Raw genomic sequence first — 16,571 nt, 5'->3', positions numbered from 1 at the left:
TGTAGGATGAACGTGTGACAGGACTTCGGCACATCAAGCGGCAGCGGATCCACGAGGCGATCTCCACGGCGGCGATCACGCTGTTCCTGGAACGGGGCTTCGGCGAGGTGTCCGTCGCCGAGGTGGCGGCGGCCGCGGAGGTCTCCAAGCCGACCCTGTTCAAATACTTCGCCACCAAGGAGGACCTCGTCCTGCACCGGATCGCCGATCACCAGGGCGAGGCCGCGCGCGTCGTGCGGCAGCGCGGGCCGCAGGAGGGGCCGCTGGACGCGCTGGAGCGCCACTTCCTGTCCGGGCTGGAACAGCGCGACCCCGTCACCGGCCTCAACGACCACGCGGAGGTGCTCGCCTACCACCACATGGTCTTCTCCACCCCGAGTCTGGCGGCCCGCGTGTCCCACTACATGGCCATGGACGAGGAGGCGCTGGCCGAGGCGCTCGCCGAGGGCGCCGACGACCTGACCGCGACTCTCCTGGCCGCTGAGGTGCTCGCCGTGCAGCGCGTGCTGGCCCGCCGGAACTGGCGCAGGCTCGCCGAGGGGGAGACGGCCGCGCAGGTCCACCCCGAGGCCGTCCGTGCCGCCAGGCGCGCCTTCGCCCTGCTACGGAACGGCCTGGACGCGGCCTGGGCGCCCGGGGACACGGAGCCCCGTTAGAGCCCGGGGTGCGGAGCCCCGTCGGAGAACGTCGCCGTCCCCGGCGAAGGCTCGCGGCCGCGGGTCGAGGAAGACGTCCCCCGGCGGGCGCCGGTCTATGCGTGGGCGCCCACGGTCACGGTGCCGACCGTCAGCCGGGGGACGCCTCCGAGGAACTCCCCGATGCGCTCCACCTGCTCGTCGAGCTCCTGGAGCCGGGCCGTGCTGAGGGGGGCGAACGGCTCCACCGTGATGTCGAGCCTGCGGCCGGAGCGGCGCAGGTGCCAGACTCCGGCCACCGTCCCGTCGACGAGCAGCACGGGGAAGTTCCCGGCCTGGCCGCCGGCCAGGGCGCGGTCGGCGGCCAGGCCGGGAAACAGCCGCTCGCGCGGATGGCAGCCGACGCTGTAGGCGTCGAAGTAGGGCAGCAGCCGCACTCCCCGGGGCGGCGCGGAGGGCATCGCGGTGTCCCCGGCGGCCAGCCACGCCGTATCGCCGTCGACCTCCACCTGCTGGAGTTCGCCGACCAGGGAGGCGAACAGCTCCGACGCCCACCGTCGCGGCGTGCCCAGCCACCGCGCGAACTGGGCCGGCGTGGCCGGGCCGTAGGCGTGCAGGTAGTGCCGGACGAGGCCGGCCAGGGCGCCGGCCTCGCCGGCGGGCCGGAAGCCGGGCAGCCACCGCTGCGGACTGGTGTAGGTGGTCTTCCGGCCCCGGTTGGGGCCGAAACACAGCGCGCCCCGGTTCGCCGCCGTGGCCAGGGCCTGACGCCAGCGCGGCCACATGCCCTGGAACGCCGGCATGACCAGGTCCCCGGCCCAGGGGCCGGTGGCCGCGACGACCGCCTCGCTCAGCTCGTCGGCGGTCAGCTCGGCGTCCCGCAGCGCGACCGCGATCGCCGCCACGACCTCGTCGGTCTGCTCGGGCGTCAGCCGTACGTTCTTGGTGTGGCCGCCGGCGGAGGGGAGCGCGGACAGCGCGCCGGTCCACATGGGCAGGTCGGCGGCGGGCAGCAGGTGCACGGTGCCGCGGGGCCCGAACGTCTTCACCAGGCTGCGCTCACTCCACAGGGCCTGGTGGACGTCCGCGCGGGTCAGGCCGGAGATCCGGAGGCCGATGGACAGCTCCGCGGCGGACAGCACCTGGGCGTGCGCGCCGCACATGACGGCGACGACGTCGGCCGGCCGGACGTCCCGCGCGGGGACCGACAGCGCGTGCCGCTCCAGGCGCCTGGCGCTGACCTCGCTCCATGACAGGCGTGCCTTCCGGCTCGTGGGGATGCTCATCGGGCACAACTCCTTCGGGCGGTCGCGCTCGGCCGCTGCGCCGCCGGACGCGACGTCGGGTACGGCCGGCGGGACCGTGGTCCGTTCCGGGCCGCGATGCGGCGTCATGTCCGACCCTAGAGTCCAGCTAGGACAGCTATTGTCCTAGATCGGTGGCATCCTGGAAACCATGAGCGACACTCCGGCGCGGCTGCTGAATCTTCTCTCCCTGCTCCAGACCCCGCGTGAATGGCCCGGCAGCGAGCTGGCCGAGCGGCTGCGGGTCAGCCCGCGCACCATCCGCCGTGACATCGACCGCCTGCGCGAGCTGGGGTATCCGGTGCAGGCGAGCATGGGCGCGGTGGGCGGCTACCGCCTGGTCGCGGGCGCGGCCATGCCGCCGCTGCTGCTCGACGACGAGGAGGCGGTGGCCATCGCGGTCGGCCTGCGCACAGCCGCCGGGCATCCCGTGGACGGCATCGAGGAGGCCTCCGTACGGGCTCTGGCCAAGCTCGAACAGGTGCTGCCCTCGCGGCTGCGGCACCGGGTCGGCGCCCTGAACACCGCCACCGTCCCGCTGCCGTCCGGGGGCGGGCCGACCGTCGACCCCGAGGATCTGACCGTGCTGGCCGCGGCGATCGCCAACCGCGAGCGGCTGCGCTTCGGCTACCGGTCGGGGGAGGGCGCCGAGAGCAACCGGCTGGCCGAGCCGCACCGCCTGGTGGCGGCCGGACGCCGCTGGTATCTGGTCGCCTACGACAACGACCGCGACGACTGGCGGATCTTCCGTGTCGACCGCATCCGGCAGCCACGGCCGACCGGCGCGCGGATCACGCCGCGCGAGCTGCCCGCCGACGACGCGGCCGCCTACGTCACCGGCAAGCTCAACAGTCTGACCCCCACCTACCGGGTGGTGGCGACCCTGCACGCGCCGGTCGAGGAGGTCGCGAGGCGTCTGGGCGGTCCTCCGGGCGATCTGGAGCCGATCGACGGGGGCGGCTGCCGGCTGCGCGGCCGTCCCGAGACCCTGGAGTGGGCGGCGTTCCGGCTGGCCATGCTCGGTTGCGAGTTCGAGGTCCACGAGCCGCCCGAGCTCGTCGAATACCTGCGCGCGCTGGGAGCCCGGGTCACCCGCGCGGCGGGCGGGCCCTCCCGCCGCCCTGCCGGGGACGACGGCCCGCGCGACACGGATCGCCCGCTGTCCCGGTGAGGCGCTGACACGGCGAGGCCGAGCGTGGCGGTGCGGCGGAGCGTGGCGGTGCGGCGGAGCGTGGCGGGGGCGCCGGCCGGAGGCCTCGGATCGCCGTGGATCTCCGGTGCCGGCAGCCCGCGCACGCCACCGAGGGCGTCCTGGCGCGGCGTCAGCTCGCGAAGCCGTCCAGGGTGGCGGGGACCGCCTTCGCCATGGTGGGGCTGCCGGTGTGCCCCGAGTCGTCCACCACGACGAGCCGCGCGTCGGGCCAGGCCTGGGCCAGCTGCCAGGCGTTCTCCAGCGGGCTGCCCAGGTCGAAGCGGCCGTGGATGAGCACCCCGGGGATGCCCGCCAGTCTGTGCGCGTCGCGCAGCAGGACGCCTTCCTCCAGCCAGGCGGCGTTGGAGAAGTAGTGGCTGCAGATGCGGACGAGGGCCATCAGATCGGCGGGGGGCCGGTCGCTGTAGGCGTTCGGCTTGCCGTTGACCTCCAGGGAGATCACCGCGTCCTCCCATGCCGTCCAGTCGTGGGCGGCCCTGGTCCGCACGGCGGGGTCGGGGTCGGACACGAGCCGCGCGTAGGCGGCCAGCAGGTCACCGTCGCGCTCGGCCTCGGGGACGCCCTCCCGGAAGCGCTGCCACTGCTCGGGGAAGAAGCGGCCCACACCGCGGTAGAGCCAGTCGATCTCGGAGCGGCGGGTCATGGTGACGCCGCAGATCACCATCTCCGACACCCGCGCGGGGTGGGCTTCGGCGTAGGCGAGCATCAGCGTGGAACCCCACGACCCGCCGTAGAGCAGCCACCGGTCGACACCGAGGTGCTCGCGCAGCCGTTCCATGTCGGCGACCAGGTGCTGGGTGGTGTTGGTGGTCAGGTCGGTGGCCGGGTCGGCGGCGTGGGGCAGGCTCCGGCCGCAGTTGCGCTGGTCGAACAGGATGACGCGGTAGCGCTCGGGGTCGAAGCCACGGCGCTGCCCAGGCGTGCAGCCCGAACCGGGGCCGCCGTGGACGACGAGCGCGGGCTTGCCCTCGGGGTTGCCGCAGGCCTCCCAGTAGACGAGGTGGCCGTCACCGGTGTCGAGGTACCCGTGGTCGTAAGGTTCGATCGGGGGATACATCGCCCCAAAGTACAACAGTGCTGTCGTGCCGGCGCGGAGCCGCGGCGGTCCCGGTGCGCGGCCGCGCCGGCTGCCCGGCGCGCTCGCCGGGGCGCACCGGGTGAGCCCCGCCCCAGGCGCTCCGCGCGCGAGTGGCGGGGCCCCGTGGCGGGGTCATGACCGGGTGAACCAGGTGACCCTGGCGCCGTTGCTGAAAGTCTCGGTCTGGGTGGGGGTGAACAGGGTGGGGCGGAACTCGCCGGAGAGGGCGGAGATGCCGGCGCCCGCCACCACCGGGTAGCTCTTGATGATCAATTCGTCGATCTCCGGGAGGAGGGCGGCGGCCAGCGTGCCGCCGCCGGCGAGCCAGACGTCCTTGCCCGTCTCCTCGGCCTTGAGCCTTCTGACCAGGTCGATCGGGTCGCCGGTGACCAGTTCGACCGACGGGTCGTTGATCTCGCCGAGGGTGGTGGACACGACGTACTGGCGCATGTGGGCGTAGGGGCTGGTCACGTCGGCGGCCAGTGCGGGCTCGTAGGTGCCGCGGCCCATCACGACCGTGTCGAAGGACTTGTTCGGCTCCCCGGCCGCCATCCCCACGTGGGGGCGGACGTGGGTGGGGACGGTCTCCGGGTAGCGCGCGTTGATCCACGCGACCATGTCGTCGGCGAGCGGGTAGAAGTCCCACTCGCCGCCGGGGCCGGAGATGTAGCCGTCGATGGAGAGGCCGACGTAGTACACAAGCTTCCGCATACCAAAACTCCGTATGTAGTACTATGGGTGAAGTGGTTTAAACTTAGTACTACATCTGGAGTGGTGTCAATTGCGGAAGAACCCTGAAAGACGTACGGCACTGGTCGACGCGGCCATCGAGGTGCTGGCGCGGGAGGGCGCGCGGGGGCTGACCTTCCGCGCGGTCGACGTGGAGGCGGGGGTGCCGGCGGGCACCGCGTCCAACTACTTCGCCAGCCGCGACGACCTGTTCACCCAGGCGGGCGGCCGGATCTACGAGCGGCTGCAGCCCGACGCGCCGACGATGGCCAAGGCCGCCGACGGGGCGTACGACCGGGCCACGCTCACCGAGCTCATGTACGAGCTGGTGGGGCGGATCGCCGCGTTCCGCACCGGTTACCTGGCCCTGCTGGAGCTGCGCCTGGAGGCGACCAGGCGGCCGGAGCTGCGTGCCGTGCTGACCGCGCGGGTGCGCGCGGACATCGACGCCAACCTAAGCAACCACGCGGAGTCCCGCATGCCCGGCGACGCCACCTCGGTGCTGCTGCTCTACCTCGCGCTGAACTGGCTGATCGTGGAGCAGCTCACGCTGCCGGAGATCTTCACCGAGCGGGAGGTCCGCGACCTGGTGGCGGCGGCCGTGGAGCGGGCCCTCCCGGAAGCGGTCACCGGCTGAGGCGCTCGTGGCTACGTCCCGCCCGCCGGCGCCTGCGGGGGTTCCCGCTCCAGGACCGGGTCGGTGACCCCGGGCGGGCTGACGCGCAGCTCTGCATCCCAGTGGGCCCGCCGGACGCCCGCCTGGTAGGCGCTTTCGAGGAATTCCAGCACGGTGGCGACGGGGTCGTCGTGGGCGCGCGCGTCGTCGTAGCGCAGGACGGCCAGGTGGCTGCCCCGCTGCGGCAGCCAGGCGGCCTGCGCGGGACGGAGCGGCTCCTCGGCCAGGCCCGCCGGTTCGGGTGCGGTGTAGGAGTAGAACGCCGGCCAGGGCATCGCGTCGTCGCCGAACCAGAACCCGCTGCTGACGACCTCCCGGGAGTAGGCCTCCCTGGTGACGGGGTCGGCCTGGGGCTCCGGACCGGCCGGGCGGCCCGAGAAGCGGGTGACGGCGATGTCGAAGGTGTGCCAGAAATGGTGCACCGGGCTGATCTTGCCGCAGAACTCCGCGGAGAAGCGTTCCAGCACCAGGTTGACCTGGGACAGGACCTGCCAGTACCGGGTGACCAGCGCCGGATCGTAGTCGGCGTGCTTGGTGTCCTGGGCGAACGGCGTGCCGTCGGGGAGCCCGAACGGCACGGCTTCGATCTCGACCTCGACGCCCAGGTCCTCCAGGGCCTCGAACAGGTTCCGGTGGAAGGAGGCGACCGACTGGCCGATCAGGCCGAAACTCACGCCGTGCCCGTCCAGCCGGTTGACGATCAGCCGGTGAGCGACGAAGTCGAAGTCGACGGTGAAGATCGGCATGCCGTCGAAGCCCCCTGACGGGCGGGTGGTGATGCCCCGCCCGGTCAGATGGAAGGGGACGTTCCACCAGTGGTTGCGGCGGACGCTGGCGGCGAGCCGTACTTTGCCGACGATCTGCGTGAACCGGTGCACGGTCTCCTTCGTGCCGACCCAGTCCTCCAGTGGCATGGCGGGAAACCACTCCATCGCCGCCCCCTCACTTCTCCGCTCGGCGTTCGCCGCCTCCGGTGCGCTCCTGGCGGGAGTGCGGGAGCGCATACCTCCATATTTCTCCGCTAAAAGTAGTCATATCATGACCTAAAGTGATCAATCGCCCTGGCTACCCCTCTGATCTGCGCTTACTCCACGCCGAAGGAGGGAACGGAACCCATGACGGGGCGGTCCGGGCCGGCCGGTCCCCGTGATGAGTGACACCGAGGACCGTCGCCCGCCGACGTCGCCGCCGCACGCCGGCCCGCCGTTCTCGCCCCCCGCACCGCCCGGCGCGTCCAGCTTCGCCGAGAGGAGACCGGGATGTCTCTGCCCGGAGACCTGCAGACCGTCGTCGTGACCGGACAGTATCTGACCCCCGACGGCGAGCCCCGCCGGGGCAGCGTGCTCATCGAGCCGGAGCCCGACGCTCTCACCAGCGCCGAGCACGGCCTCATCGTCCTCGGCGGGACCGAGGCGCAGCTCGACGACTCCGGCCGCTTCAGCCTCGAACTGCTGGCCACGGACGCCGACGGCGTCACCCCCTCCAGCTGGGCCTATCGCGTCACCGAGCGGTGGCCCGACGCTCCCGACCGCAGCTACTTCCTGGAACTCCCCGCCGCCGAGCCGGCCGTCTCCCTGCCCGAGGCCGCCCTCGCCGGCAGGACGCGCGCCGCCGGCGACGACCCCTCCGGAGACCGTCCGGGTATGGACGGCTCCCGGAGGCGCGCGGGCGACGGGGGGAGGCCCGCGGCCGGCGCGGTGGACTCCCTCGTCTACGACGCCCGCGAGCACGGCCTCACCGGTGACGGTGTCACGAACGACCAGCCGGCCCTGGCGGAGCTGGTCGACATGGCGGGCGCGGCCTGCGCCGCCGACGGCCGGCCGCGCGTCATCCACTGCCCGCCCGGCGTCTACTCCATCCGTGACTCCGGAACCGTGTGGCGGAGCGGGGTGTCCCTGATCGGCGCGGGGTCGGGCGCGACCCGGTTCGTCCTGTCGAACTCCGGAAATCCCGCCGACCCGACACCGCTGGCCTTCTTCACCGCCATCCAGCACGGCGCCGGCGTCGACAACCATCTCGCCGACTGCGCCTTCGCCGACTTCGAGATCGACGGCTCCGGCGTGGCGCTCGCGGAGTACGACGTGCTCGCCAAGGGGCTGGGCATGCAGTACGTGCTCCGGGGGCGGTTCCGCAACCTGTACATCCATCACACCGCCGCCTCGGGCTTCGGCTGCGACTTCCTGCAGGACTCGGTGGTGGAGGGCATCGTCGCCGTCGGCTGCGGGCGGCTGGACAGCGGCGAGCAGATAGGCGGAGCCGGTCTCGGCATCGGGATCGGCGGCTGGGGCGCGGTCGAACGCCTCACCATCACCGGCTGCACCGCCGTGGGCAACGGGACCAACGGCGTCTTCCTGGAACTCCAGGGCCGGGACTGGACCCCTCCCCGGGGCATCCGCATCACCAACTGCCACGCCGAGGGCAACAGGTACGGCATCTCCGACTGGGGCGCCGACGGGCTGATCGTCGCCGCCTGCACCATGATCGGCAACCAGGTGGCCGGTTACGACGTCTCCGGCCTGGGCACCACCTCCGTCGCCGGGCGGGGAGGCATCGTCACCGCCTGCGTCGTCGACGGCAACGTCCGCGACGGCATCAGCATCGGCAACACCCCCGGCCGCTACACCGTCGAGGGCAACCGCATCAGCCGTAACGGCCGCCACGGCTACCGGCAGCACAACCTTCCCGGCGGTCCCGCGCACGCCTCCACCGAGATGGTCCTCGACGGCAACGACATCTGGGGCAACGCCCTCGACGGCATCCGGGTCGACGGCACCCTCGTCGACGCGGCCCTGCTCGACAACCGGATCCGCGACAACGGGTGCCGGGCGGCCCCCGCGGCGTCCGGCGGGGGCGCCGGCGTCACCTACACCGCCACGTCCCTGACCGACGCCGCGGCCGCCTGGCCGCCCGACGGGCATCGCGGCAAGCTGCTCACCGTCGGCGTCCGCACGGCGGTCGTCGCCGCGAACACCGCCACCGAACTCGTCCTCGCCCCCTTCCGCCCCGGCGTGACGGCGGCCTGGATCGGCGATCCCCCCGCGCCGGGCACCCCGTACAGCCTGCCGGGCGCTCCCGCGGTCCGGGCCGGCATCAGCCTGAACGCGCCGGTCCTCAGCCCCACGATCCGCGGCAACCGCGTCTGGGACAACCAGGATCCGAAGACGCAGACCCACGGGCTGTGGATCACCGCCRACGGCAGTTGCGTGTCGGGCGCGGTGGAGGACAACGACCTGGCGGGCAACGCCGTCGCCGCGGCCCGTTTCGACACCGCCCCCTCCGGGGGCCGCTGGGAACGCGACCACGGTCTCGACGACCACCCCTGACCGTCGCCCGCGGGCATCGGCCACGACGACCGTCCGGCGAAGACCCCGCCGTGCCGTCGCGGCAGGCGCAGGCGGCCCGCGGGTCAGGAGGGCGGCCGGCCGTGGGACCGCGCGGGCAGCCGGACCGTCCACGACATCCTGTCTATCGTGTCCGAGGGCGAGCAGACCAGGATGGGGCACGGGCCGTCCTGGAGGACGGGGTCGAGCGTCGAGCCGTTCAGGGTCGCCCCGCCGCCCCCGGCGCCGATCAGCAGCAGGTCGGCGTGCCTGGCGTGGTGGGTGATCACGCGGGCGGGATCGCCGTAGGCGACGACCGTGCGCGCCCGCGCGGCGGACCCGCCCCGGAGGGTGGCGGCGATGAGCGCCTCCATCTCCGCCTCGCCCGCGCTGAGGCGCGCCCGCTCGCCCGCGGGACCCTCGGGCCTGTCCCGCAGGACGTGGACGACCACCAACTGCGCGTCCGTCCTGTCCGCCTCGGCCGCGCCATGGCGGAGTGCGGCGATGGAGCACGGTGAGCCGTCGAGGGCGACGACGACGTGGCGTGACGCGGGAAGAGACATCTCGGTCGGCTCCGTTTCTCGGACATTCCTTGAGAGAAGGGGGTGCGCAGACACTCTGACGGCATCGGGCGGACTCTCCCAGAGGCGCACGACCCTGTCCGGTCAGCCCTTGGTCCCTATCGGGGTACGGCACTGCATAACGCGTAACAAGCGCAAGCCGTACAGGGGTGGGACAGAGGGGATCTGAGACCCGCCCGGCGGACTTTTCGGCGGCCGGAAGCCGTGCCGGCCGGCACGGTGAAGGTACCGGCGGACACGTCCGCACCGCCGTACGGTGTCGTGCGGGCGGGTGGGGGAAGAATAGAAGGTACCGGCCGGCAAGCGGTGAGGCCGAAGGTCCCGGATGGCCACGTCCAAAGACCCTGGCGACGCCGGGTGCGCGGGCCGGAGCGTGAGAGTGTGCATATCGGTGGCAGGAGGGGGCCCGATGCGTACCCATGCCCATTGGGCGATGCGCTGCCTGCGTCTTCACCGCTTCGACGGCAATCCGCTGCGCAGGCGCTCGGACCGGATCGACACGGTGATCGTGCTGGTGAGCTTGATGATCTTCATGGCCTTCCTGTGGCCGGCGGCCGGACTCGGGCGGCAGGTCTACGCGAAGGGCCTCCAGGCCGAGCTCACCGGTCCCGGTCACCGGCAGGTGGTCGTCGCCGTGGTCGTGGACCCGGCGCACGGCCTGGGATGGCGGCCGCGGACGGTGCGGTGGACCACTCCGGAGGGGAGCCCGCGGACGGGCCAGGTGGCGCTCCCGCCGAGCACGCCCGCCGGTTCCCGCACCCAGGTCTGGATCGACGGGACCGGCAGGGTCACGGCGCCCCCGCAGCGTCACATGAAGACGGTCACCGACAGCACCGTCGCCGCGATCGCGGTGGCCGGTGGGGCCGGAACGGTCCTGCTGCTCTGCCTCGCCGGTGCGCGGGGGCTGCTGAACCGGCGCCGCGACGCCGAGTGGGAGCGGGCCTGGGCCCTCGCCGACCAGCGGTGGCGCCGGCCACGGCAGACCTGAGCGCGGGCAGGCCCTCCCCGGGAGGGCGGCGACGACTGCCGCGTGGATGACAACGGTGGAAGGAGAACACGATGAAGGCGTCGATAGGAGACAAGCTGGTCGTCGAGGGCACCCGGCACGGTGAGGTCCGGCGGGTCGGCGTGATCGTGGAACTGCGTCACCCGGACGGCTCCCCGCCCTACGTGGTGCGGTGGATGGGCGCCGATCATGAGAGCCTCGTGTTCCCCGGTCCCGACGCGCACGTGATGACCGGGGGGAACCTGCCGGACGAGGAGCGGAACCGGGCGCCGATCACGACGCCGTGACCGGCGAGGTCCGGGCTACCTGACGAGCACGGCGGCGCCTTCGAAGCGACCGGCGGCGAGGTCGTCCAGCGCCCGGTCCGCCGCGTCGAAGGGGTAGGCGACGGTCGCGACATGCGGGGGATACGCCGCGGCGAGCTCCAGATACCCCCGGCCGTCGGCGCGGGTGTTGGCGGTGACGCTGCGCAGCGTCCGCTCCTGGAACAGATGACGCCGGTAGTCCAGCGCCGGGATGTCACTGAGGTGGATGCCCGCCACGGCGAGGGTGCCGCCCCGGTCCAGGGCGGCCAGCGCGACGGGCACCAGCTCGCCGGCCGGTGCGAACAGGATCGCGGCGTCCAGCGGTTCGGGCGGGGAGTCGGCCGCGCCGCCGGCGGAGGCCGCTCCCAGGGTCACGGCCAGCTCGCGCGCTCCGGCCGACCGGGTGAGGACGTGCACGGTCGCGCCCTGGGCGATGGCGATCTGGGCGGTCAGGTGGGCCGAGGCGCCGAAGCCGTAGATGCCCAGGCGGCCGCCGGCGGGCAGGTCGCAGCGGAGCAGGGCACGGTATCCGATGATCCCGGCGCACAGCAGGGGAGCCAGTTTCTCGGCCGGCGCGTCCTCGGGGAGCGGGTAGACGTAGTCCTCGGGGGCGGTGAGATATCCGGCGTAGCCGCCGTCGGCGTCCCAGCCGGTGTAGGTGGAGGCGGGGCAGAGGTTCTCCGCGCCCCGGCGGCAGTAGCGGCAGCGCCCGCACGTCGAGCGGAGCCAGGCCACGCCCACCCGGGTGCCGGGCGCGAGCCGTACCGTGTCCGGGCCGCCCGCCGCCACGCGGCCGACGACCTCGTGGCCGGGCACGGTCCCGGGGCGGCGCGGGGGCAGGTCGCCCTCGGCGAGATGCAGGTCGGTGCGGCACACCGCGCACGCCTCCACCTTGACGAGCACCTCGCCGGGACCCGGCGCGGGGACCGGGAGCCTGGTCCGTTCAAGGGGACGCGAGGTGATCGGGCCGGGCCGGGCGACCACCCAGGCGTCCATCTCACGTGTCCCGGTGGCCGCGGGGCCCGCCGGATGCGGCGGCCGGTGATCGCCTGTCCTGCCGGATCCTCCCATACCCGCATTCCATCATGGTGGAGGCCCGCGGAGCCGGAGACTCCCGGAGACAGGCCATCACGTGGAGGCCCCAGGAGCCGGAGACCGGCCGGCCCGTCGGAGGTGAACAGGGGGACCTCGATCCCCGCGTCAGCGCCGCGAGCCCGCCGGACGCGGGCGGGCGATCCCGGTCAGCAGGTTGGCGACGAGGGCTTCGGCGAACTCCTCGGTCAGCGGCTGGTCGGGGATGAGGAGCCGGTGGTAGCAGGCGCCCCAGAGCTGGTCGACGACCACCTCGGGGTCGACGTCGGCCCGTAACTGGCCGCGCTCCCTGGCCCGCTCCAGGGCCTCGACGGCCAGCGCCCTGCGCGGGGCCGAGTAGCGCTCGCGGTAGACGGCCGACAGCTCGGGGTCGGTCTGGGCCTGGCCGATGAGCTCCGGTACGACGCGGCCCGCCGGTGTGTCGCGCATCAGGCGGACGAAGGCCCGCACCTGCGTGGTGAGGTCGGCGGCGATGTCGCCGGTGTCGGGGAAGGCCAGGGTGGGGCCGACGACGCTGAAGTAGCCCTCCAGCGCCAGCGCCCCCCGGGACGGCCACCACTTGTGGAGCGTCACCCTGCTCGCTCCCGCGAGGGCGGCGACCTTCTCGACGGTGAAGCCGGCCATTCCCTCGGCGAGCAGGAGCTCACCGGCCGCCCGCAGGACCTCCCGGCGCACCTCGTCGGCCGGGCGCCGCCCGCGTCCCCGGCGGACGGGCGGAGGAGACTGGGTCATGTTCTGCCTCCGGTAACTATATGTACACTCTGTTCATATTCACATATATGTACATAGTGTACATAGATTTTCGAGGGGGATCTGATCATGAGCACCGCACCGACCCGCGTCGCGATCGTCACCGGCGGCTCGCGCGGCATCGGCCGCCGCACGGTTGAGCGCCTGGCCGCGGACGGTTTCGCCGTCGTGGTCAACTACGCCGGCAACCGGGCCGAGGCCGAGGCCGCGGTCACCGCCGTCACCGAGGCCGGTGGCCGGGCGATCGCCGTACGCGCCGACGTCGCCGACGAGGACGCGGTGGCCGCGCTGTTCGACGCGGCCGAGGAGGCCTTCGGCGGCGTCGACGTCGTCGTGCACGCCGCCGGCACGATGTACCTGTCCCCGGTGGCCGACCTCGACCTGGACGCCCTGGACCGCATGCACCGCACCAACATCCGCGGCACCTTCGTCGTGGACCGGCAGGCCGCCCGCCGGCTGCGCGGCGGCGGGGCGATCATCAACTTCTCCTCGTCGGTGCTTGGCCTGGCCATGCCCGGATACGCGGCCTACGCCGCCACCAAGGGCGCCGTCGAGGCCGTGACCCTGGTCCTCGCCCGCGAACTGCGCGGCCGCGACATCACCGTCAACGCCGTCGCCCCGGGGCCCACCGCCACCGCGCTCTTCCTGGACGGCAAGGACGAGGAGACCATCGCCAGGATGGCCGCCCAGCCGCCGCTGGAGCGCCTGGGCACGCCCGAGGACATCGCCGAGGTGGTCGCCTTTCTCGCCGGTCCCGGCCGCTGGGTCAACGGCCAGGTCGTCCGCGCCAACGGCGGCATCGTCTGACCCGCCCCGCGGCCTCCGGCGCCGTGACGCTCCCGGTGCGGCGGATCCCCGCGCGCCGCAGGTCTCCGGAGCGGCGGATCTCCCCGCGCCGCAGATCTCCGGAGCGGCGGATCTCCCCGCGCCGCAGGTCTCCGGCCGCGGCCGGCCGTTCAGGGCGCCGGGGCGCTCGGCTCCGGCGGACCGGGCGCGGAGCGGTTGCCGGCGATCCCTCCTCATGACGGCTCGCCCTTCCCGGTGACGAGCCGGGGCGCGCCACCGGATCAACGCCGGATGCTACGGCCCGAGACCTGCTCGGTCCGCACGGTGATGAAATGGCCTCGGTCGCCGGGTGCCCATGTCGTCAGCGGCAGCGCCGACAGCCGGGCGATCTCCGAAGGGTCGCACACGGCTCGCGCGCGGCCCACGGCGGTGACCGACCAGCCGGTGTGCGCCTGCGGGTCGAAGTCGTCGGCCTCGAAGGCCACCACGGTGTCACGGGTGGCGGCGGCGAGTTTGGAACCCACGCCGGTGTGGATGACGATGTCCTCACCGTCGATGCAGAAGCCGACCGGCTGCACCGCGGGAAGGGCCCGGTCGGTGAAGACGATCCGTCCGATCGGCGTCGAGGCCAGCAGATCGATGCACTCCTGCCGGGAGAGCACGTGCAGCCCGGCCGAATCACGGTTCATACCCTCCAGGCTGGCTGGGCGCCCCGCCTGCGGGCAGGGCCGAAGGTCCCCTCATTCCGGGCGATCGGCCTTCGGACCCCCGGCCGCGCAAGGGCGCCGGCGGCCCGCGGTCACAACCGTGCGCCGTCCGGGCCGGCGGCCCGCGGTCACAGCCGCGCGCCGTCCCGGCCGGCGGCCCGCGGTCACAGCCCCGTGCCGTACCGGGCGGCCCCGCGGGGCGGCTTCCCCGCCGCGTCCCCGTGACCCGCGCCACCCCGTTGACCGGCAGACGGAACCGGTAGGGTCGCAGCTGGTGGCGCGCGCTCGCGCCGCATCCGGTCTCCGGCGGGCTCGGCCGCGTCGGCGGTCCTCTCGGTGAGCGGAGGGAGAGCCAGGTTGGTGTATCGCCATGCGACCGTCCGGGGAGACTACGAGGACCTCGCGAGCGGGGCGGTGCTTCACTCGGCGCCCGGATTCCCCGCCTTCCCGGTACGGCTGGCCTCCGAGGCGTTCCAGCGTGCCCTGGCCCTGCGCGGCGGCGGCGGACCGGCGACGGTGTGGGACCCGTGCTGCGGCAGCGGATACCTGCTGACCGTGATCGGGCTTCTCCACCGCAGCCGGATCCGGGCGTTGCTGGCCTCGGACGTCTCCGACGACGCCCTGCGCATCGCGCGCGCCAACCTCGACCTGCTCGGCCAGGCCGGCCTGTCGGCGCGGGCGGGCGTCCTGCGGGAGAAGGCCGAGCGGTTCGCCAAGCCCTCCTACGCCGCCGCCGCCGAGGCGGCCGGGCGGATCGGACGGATGCTCGCCGCCGGGGGAGGGGACGTCCCGCACGACGTGCGCCGCGCGGACGTCTTCGATCAGGGCGAGCTGGCGGAGGCCGCCGCCGGGTACGCCCCCGACATCGTCATCACCGACGTGCCCTACGGCGAGCAGACCACGTGGCAGGGGAGTGGCGGCGACACCGGCGTGCCGGGCATGCTGGCGGCACTGGCCCCGGTGCTCGCCGAGCGGGCGGTGGTCGTCGTGGCCGCGCGCGGGCGGAAGGTCCCGCTCGGCGGGCGCATCCGTGCCCGCGAGTCCTTCAAGGTCGGCACCCGGGCGGTCGCGCTCCTCACCGCCGACCAACTCGGCGATCACCTCACGGGCTGAACGGAGAAGTGACGGTCCGCGCGGCGACGCGCGACGGTTCCGGCTCTCGCCGGGTCTGCCAGGGGGCCGGACCCGCCAAAACGCGAGACGAGACGGATCGTCTTGACGAAACGGCCGCGGGTGGGCATAGTTGTCATCGCTTGCCGAGACGGCTCGTCTCGGCAAGCGGTGGAGGAGCCCCGCGCTCCGGTCCACCGCCCGTTCAGGCCGGCCACACCGGCAGTGAGGAGGACGCCTGTGCGCACCGCCCATCCGTCACCCGGCACCCAGCTCGTCCTGTCCGACATGACCAGGAGATATGACGACCACATCGTCCTCGACCGGGTCTGCCTCACCGTCAAGCCCGGGGAGAGGGTCGGTGTGATCGGCGACAACGGCTCCGGCAAGTCCACACTGCTGCGCCTCATCGCCGGACGCGAGCAGCCCGACAACGGAGCCGTCACCGTCATGGCGCCCGGTGGCGTCGGATACCTCGCCCAGACCCTCGACCTTCCCGGCGATGCCACCGTGGGCGATGCCATCGATCTGGCACTCGCCGACCTGCGGGACCTGGAGGCGCGGATGCGCCGGGCCGAGACCGGGCTGGGCGAGGCGACACCGGCCGGGCTGGCCGCCTACGGCGAGCTGGTGGCGCGGTTCGAGGCGCGCGGCGGCTATGAGGCCGACACGCGGGTCGAGATCGCGCTGCACGGGCTCGGCCAGCCCGGCCTGGACCGGGATCGTCCGATCGGCACGCTGTCGGGCGGGCAGCGGTCACGGCTCGCGCTCGCCGCGACCCTGGCCGCGGCGCCCGAGCTGCTGCTGCTGGACGAGCCCACCAACGACCTCGACGACGAGGCCGTGGCCTGGCTGGAGGACCATCTGCGCGGCTACCGGGGCACCGTGGTCGCGGTCACCCACGACCGGGTCTTCCTCGACCGGGTCACCTCGGCCATCCTGGAGGTCGACCACGACTCGCGCACCGTCCGCCGCTACGGCAACGGCTACGGCGGGTTCCTCGCGGCGAAGGCGGCCGCCAGGGCACGCTGGGCTCACGAGCACGAGGCCTGGCGGGCCGACGTGGCCCGCCAGGCGGCGCTGGCCCAGTCCAACATCGGGAGGCTGGCCGCCATCCCGCGGAAGGCTCCGTCCGCCTTCAGCGGTGCCGGCGCGTTCCGTGCGAGGTCGCGGGCGCACGGGGCGATGAGCAGGATCCGCAACGCCCGCGAACGCCTGCACCGGCTCACCGGCGACCCGGTCCCCCCGCCGCCTCGGCCCCTGCGCTTCACCGCCCGCC

At 73.5% G+C, this 16,571-nt stretch carries 17 protein-coding genes; 9 read left to right on the top strand and 8 right to left on the bottom strand.

All coding sequences use genetic code 11. The features are described from left to right. Positions 1–14: 14 nt before the first annotated feature. A complete protein-coding gene (locus tag CA984_RS23420) occupies positions 15–656 on the top strand; it encodes a TetR/AcrR family transcriptional regulator (protein ID WP_086575716.1) in 642 nt (213 codons plus the stop codon). Between the two features lie 95 nt (positions 657–751). Here the strand turns inward: CA984_RS23420 and CA984_RS23415 are convergent, their stop codons facing one another. After that, entirely contained in the window at positions 752–1,921 is a 1,170-nt protein-coding gene (locus CA984_RS23415) for a winged helix DNA-binding domain-containing protein (RefSeq protein ID WP_086575715.1), read from the bottom strand. 169 nt (positions 1,922–2,090) lie between these two features. Between CA984_RS23415 and CA984_RS23410 the strand changes: the two genes are divergently transcribed. Then, on the top strand, positions 2,091–3,110 hold the full coding sequence (locus CA984_RS23410; RefSeq protein WP_242676125.1) for a helix-turn-helix transcriptional regulator: 1,020 nt from the start codon (positions 2,091–2,093) through the stop codon (positions 3,108–3,110). Positions 3,111–3,261: 151 nt separating this feature from the next. Here the strand turns inward: CA984_RS23410 and pip are convergent, their stop codons facing one another. Both pip and CA984_RS23400 read right to left on the bottom strand, forming a co-directional pair. Next, positions 3,262–4,209: a prolyl aminopeptidase gene (pip, locus tag CA984_RS23405; protein ID WP_086575714.1), complete on the bottom strand. Its 948-nt coding sequence runs from the start codon at positions 4,207–4,209 to the stop codon at positions 3,262–3,264. Between the two features lie 153 nt (positions 4,210–4,362). Further along, the gene (locus CA984_RS23400) at positions 4,363–4,941 is read right to left on the bottom strand and encodes a dihydrofolate reductase family protein (RefSeq protein WP_086575713.1); all 579 of its coding nucleotides are present in this window, start codon (positions 4,939–4,941) and stop codon (positions 4,363–4,365) included. Between the two features lie 70 nt (positions 4,942–5,011). Here CA984_RS23400 and CA984_RS23395 point away from each other — a divergent pair, with 70 nt between their 5' ends. Continuing rightward, positions 5,012–5,596 carry a TetR/AcrR family transcriptional regulator gene (locus CA984_RS23395; protein ID WP_086575712.1) on the top strand — a complete coding sequence of 195 codons (585 nt, stop codon included), beginning with the start codon at positions 5,012–5,014 and terminating at the stop codon, positions 5,594–5,596. Between the two features lie 11 nt (positions 5,597–5,607). Here CA984_RS23395 and CA984_RS23390 read toward each other — a convergent pair whose 3' ends face one another. Then, complete coding sequence (locus CA984_RS23390) at positions 5,608–6,567, bottom strand: DUF5996 family protein (RefSeq protein WP_086575711.1); 960 nt, start codon at positions 6,565–6,567, stop codon at positions 5,608–5,610. A gap of 327 nt (positions 6,568–6,894) precedes the next feature. On the opposite strand from CA984_RS23390, the gene CA984_RS23385 reads away from it, so the two are divergent. Then, a complete protein-coding gene (locus tag CA984_RS23385; RefSeq protein WP_086575710.1) occupies positions 6,895–8,958 on the top strand; it encodes a right-handed parallel beta-helix repeat-containing protein in 2,064 nt (687 codons plus the stop codon). Positions 8,959–9,041: 83 nt separating this feature from the next. On the opposite strand, the gene CA984_RS23380 is transcribed toward CA984_RS23385, so the two are convergent. After that, positions 9,042–9,518, bottom strand: a complete 477-nt coding sequence (locus CA984_RS23380) for a universal stress protein (RefSeq protein WP_086575709.1) — start codon at positions 9,516–9,518, stop codon at positions 9,042–9,044. 427 nt (positions 9,519–9,945) lie between these two features. Here CA984_RS23380 and CA984_RS23375 point away from each other — a divergent pair, with 427 nt between their 5' ends. Continuing rightward, positions 9,946–10,524, top strand: coding sequence for an Rv1733c family protein (locus CA984_RS23375; protein ID WP_133061757.1), 579 nt, complete (start codon positions 9,946–9,948; stop codon positions 10,522–10,524). Between the two features lie 71 nt (positions 10,525–10,595). After that, positions 10,596–10,829, top strand: a complete 234-nt coding sequence (locus CA984_RS23370; protein ID WP_086575707.1) for a DUF1918 domain-containing protein — start codon at positions 10,596–10,598, stop codon at positions 10,827–10,829. Positions 10,830–10,844: 15 nt separating this feature from the next. On the opposite strand, the gene CA984_RS23365 is transcribed toward CA984_RS23370, so the two are convergent. Together CA984_RS23365 and CA984_RS23360 are read right to left on the bottom strand one after the other, a co-directional pair. After that, a complete protein-coding gene (locus CA984_RS23365; protein ID WP_086575729.1) occupies positions 10,845–11,843 on the bottom strand; it encodes a zinc-dependent alcohol dehydrogenase family protein in 999 nt (332 codons plus the stop codon). Between the two features lie 204 nt (positions 11,844–12,047). Next, positions 12,048–12,671 (bottom strand): TetR/AcrR family transcriptional regulator, encoded by a 624-nt coding sequence (locus CA984_RS23360; protein ID WP_086575706.1) that lies wholly within the window; start codon positions 12,669–12,671, stop codon positions 12,048–12,050. 87 nt (positions 12,672–12,758) lie between these two features. Here CA984_RS23360 and CA984_RS23355 point away from each other — a divergent pair, with 87 nt between their 5' ends. Beyond that, on the top strand, positions 12,759–13,496 hold the full coding sequence (locus tag CA984_RS23355; RefSeq protein ID WP_086575705.1) for an SDR family oxidoreductase: 738 nt from the start codon (positions 12,759–12,761) through the stop codon (positions 13,494–13,496). A gap of 260 nt (positions 13,497–13,756) precedes the next feature. Here CA984_RS23355 and CA984_RS23350 read toward each other — a convergent pair whose 3' ends face one another. After that, on the bottom strand, positions 13,757–14,164 hold the full coding sequence (locus tag CA984_RS23350) for a pyridoxamine 5'-phosphate oxidase family protein (RefSeq protein WP_086575704.1): 408 nt from the start codon (positions 14,162–14,164) through the stop codon (positions 13,757–13,759). A gap of 375 nt (positions 14,165–14,539) precedes the next feature. On the opposite strand from CA984_RS23350, the gene CA984_RS23345 reads away from it, so the two are divergent. Beyond that, positions 14,540–15,295, top strand: coding sequence for an rRNA methyltransferase (locus CA984_RS23345; RefSeq protein WP_086575703.1), 756 nt, complete (start codon positions 14,540–14,542; stop codon positions 15,293–15,295). Positions 15,296–15,580: 285 nt separating this feature from the next. Further along, the coding region (locus tag CA984_RS23340; protein ID WP_207621000.1) for an ATP-binding cassette domain-containing protein at positions 15,581–16,571 on the top strand (991 nt) is incomplete at its 3' end.

Source organism: Streptosporangium minutum (genome assembly GCF_002149035.1).
Lineage (GTDB): Bacteria > Actinomycetota > Actinomycetes > Streptosporangiales > Streptosporangiaceae > Streptosporangium > Streptosporangium minutum.
The sequence above is the reverse complement of the archived record's forward strand: the minus strand, read 5'-3'. Positions and strand labels throughout refer to the sequence as shown.